Origin of the sequence: Sulfurihydrogenibium sp. (genome assembly GCF_027448985.1) — a bacterium.
Lineage (GTDB): Bacteria > Aquificota > Aquificia > Aquificales > Hydrogenothermaceae > Sulfurihydrogenibium.
In genome coordinates this window covers 1-2,931 of sequence record NZ_DAIDMN010000117.1, presented here as the reverse complement: position 1 = coordinate 2,931, position 2,931 = coordinate 1, and the positions used below count along the sequence as shown (strand labels likewise).

At 33.2% G+C, this 2,931-nt stretch carries 4 protein-coding genes; all 4 read right to left on the bottom strand.

All coding sequences use genetic code 11. The annotated features are described in order from the left end of the window. Nucleotides 1-495, bottom strand: a 495-nt coding sequence (locus NE054_RS07665) for an acetyl-coenzyme A synthetase N-terminal domain-containing protein (protein WP_297890329.1), incomplete at its 3' end; no start/stop codon positions are given. 37 nt (nucleotides 496-532) lie between these two features. Then, a complete protein-coding gene (locus NE054_RS07660) occupies nucleotides 533-2,149 on the bottom strand; it encodes a CTP synthase (RefSeq protein WP_297890327.1) in 1,617 nt (538 codons plus the stop codon). Then, complete coding sequence (locus NE054_RS07655; protein ID WP_297890325.1) at nucleotides 2,146-2,730, bottom strand: Uma2 family endonuclease; 585 nt, start codon at nucleotides 2,728-2,730, stop codon at nucleotides 2,146-2,148. Before NE054_RS07655 ends, NE054_RS07660 begins: the two co-directional genes overlap by 4 nt. Nucleotides 2,731-2,738: 8 nt before the next feature. After that, nucleotides 2,739-2,931 (bottom strand): SsrA-binding protein (locus NE054_RS07650; RefSeq protein WP_297890323.1); only part of this gene is annotated, 193 nt, incomplete at its 5' end.

Genomic DNA, 2,931 nt, shown 5'->3' with positions numbered 1-2,931 from the left:
AAAAACAACACTGTGTATAACTCCAATTCTTGCACAAGCAAGCATAGCAATTACAGCTTCTACAGTGTTAGGTAGGTATATGGATACTCTATCTCCCTTTGATAAACCAAGAGATTTCAGACCGTTTGCCAATTTACTTACAGATTCAAGTAGTTCTCCGTAAGTTAGCTTTTTTTCGTTTCCTTCTTCATCTACGGATATGAAAGCTAATTTATTTCTTCTTCCGTTTTCTACATGTCTGTCAAGACAGTTGTATGTGATGTTTGTTTTACCATTTACAAACCACTTTGCGTAAGGAAAGTTCCATTCTAAAACTCTATCCCACTTTTGATACCAAAAAAGCTCAGACGCAACTTCGGACCAAAACTCATCCGGATTTTCTATTGACTTTTGATACATACTTTCATAATCTTGGACTAAACACTCTTTTTTTAGTTCTTCCGATGGATAAAAAACTTCATTAACTTTCAGATGTACTTGCTCTAAATCTCCCATCTTAGCACCCCCTTTTAAATCAAACTATGTTTTAAACTTAACTTTCATTTTTAAATTTTTCAAGCCTATTTTTGTAGGATGCTTCAACAAAACTTACAAAGAGTGGATGTGGACTAAACGGCTTACTTTTGAATTCCGGATGAAACTGACATGCGATAAACCACCTATGATTAGGTATTTCTACTATTTCCGGTAAATTTTTTGCTTTGTACACTCCGGATACAACAAGACCTTTTTCTTCTAAAATAGGAACGTACTTGGGGTTAAATTCGTATCTGTGTCTATGTCTTTCTGATATTTCCGATTGACCATATATCTGGTATGCTTTCGTTCCAGGTTTTAAAGTACATTTGTAAGCTCCAAGTCTCATTGTTCCACCTTTTTTATCTAAATTTTTCTGTTCTGGCATAATATCTATAACAGGATGTGGTGTAAAAGGATTAAACTCCGTTGAGTTTGCTCCTTCAAGTCCTGCTACCGACCTTGCAAACTCTATCACAGCTATCTGCATTCCAAGACATATTCCAAAATAAGGAACATTATTTTCTCTGGCATACTTTGCTGTAAGTATTTTACCTTCTACTCCTCTATCTCCAAATCCACCTGGAACAAGTATTCCATCAAGACCTTTTAAAACTTCCTGGTAATTTTCTTTATTAATTTTTTCCGAATTTATCCAGTGGATATTGACTTTTACTTTATTTGGTATCTGTGCATGGATAAGAGCTTCATTTATGCTTTTATAAGCATCTTTTAGTTCTACATACTTACCAACTATTGCTATATCCACTTCCTTTTCAAGCTTGGATAATGTGTTGACTATCTTTTTCCATTTGATTAAATCCGGTTCTTTGTATTCAAGGTTAAGATGTTTTGCTATGGCTTTGTCTAATCCTTCTTTTTTAAAATACAAAGGTATCTCGTATATTATATCTAAATCCGGAGCTGAAAAAACAGAGTCTTCATCTACATTTGTAAACAGTGATAGTTTTCTTTTAATATCTTTTGGAAGTGGAACCTCTGACCTACCTATCAAAATATCCGGTTGAATACCTATGGCTCTTAACTCTTTTACAGAATGTTGGCTTGGTTTTGTTTTTAACTCTCCAGCCACTTTGATGTAAGGTACATAAGTAAGATGTATGTAAATAACGTCTTGCTTTTTGTTTTCTATTCCCATCTGACGGATTGCTTCTAAAAACGGCTGGCTCTCTATGTCTCCTACTGTACCACCAATTTCTACAAGAGTAATATCGTAGTTTTCTGCTACTTTTTCGATGGATTTTTTTATCTCATTTGTAAAGTGTGGTATTACCTGAACGGTAGCTCCTAAAAATGCTCCTCTTCTTTCCTTTTCAAGAAGGTTGTAGTAAAGTTTTCCGGATGTAGTGTTGTTATGTTTTGTCATTATAGCGTTTGTAAATCTTTCGTAATGTCCAAGGTCAAGGTCCGTTTCTGCCCCATCCTCCGTTACAAAAACTTCACCATGTTGATATGGATTCATAGTTCCAGGGTCTATGTTGAGGTAAGGGTCAAGTTTCATAAGAGTAATTTTGTATCCCATACTTTCCAAAATAGAACCAATAGCTGCCGACGTTACACCTTTTCCAAGAGATGACAAAACTCCACCTGTAATAAAGATGTATTTTCTCAATCTATCACCTCTTTTTTGTTTTTTAATAAAATTTCAAGATTTATAGAGATTGAGTCTAAGATGTCAATATCTTTATTCCACGGTTTTATTACCCAATCTTTTGATTTTTCAGCAATCAAAACTTTTCTATCGTAAGAAGAAAACCATAAAACTTTTTCAACTCCTGCATCTAACAAATCTTGAGTTTTTTCTCTCACATAAAAATCAAAAGATGCGGAGTATCTTTTTAAATCTGCTTTTGTATCTACCTCTATCACAACCTTAGGTGGAATTTTCAGATAAATATTTTTTAAACTTGAAGCTTTTAAATCTTTGTTGAGATAAATAGCAATGTCTAAACATCTTTTACTTTTTCCAAAGGAAAATCCTACTTCATTAAATAAAACAGTGTACTTAGTTTTATCTATCTTCTCAAAAAGGTACTCTACAATGACAGAGATAATCAGAGATTGAATAAAACTACTTCCCATAACTTCCTCAATAGATTTTTCTCCCTTTACAACTTTTTCATAGTCTTTGTAATAGATAGGCTTTCCATCTTTTACTTCGTATATTAAGGTGGTGGGAATCTTTGTTTTCAAAAATGTTTTCATAGCTTTATTTTACCTTTAAACTGTTTCTCTATTTCTCTTCTTGTTTCTCTTTCTTTTATGTCCTCTCTTTTTTCGTATTTTACTTTACCTTTTGCAAGGGCTATTTCCACTTTTGCTTTTCCGTTTTTAAAGTAAACTTGTAAAGGAATTATTGTAAGACCTTTTTCTTTTACTTTTCCCATAAGTCTT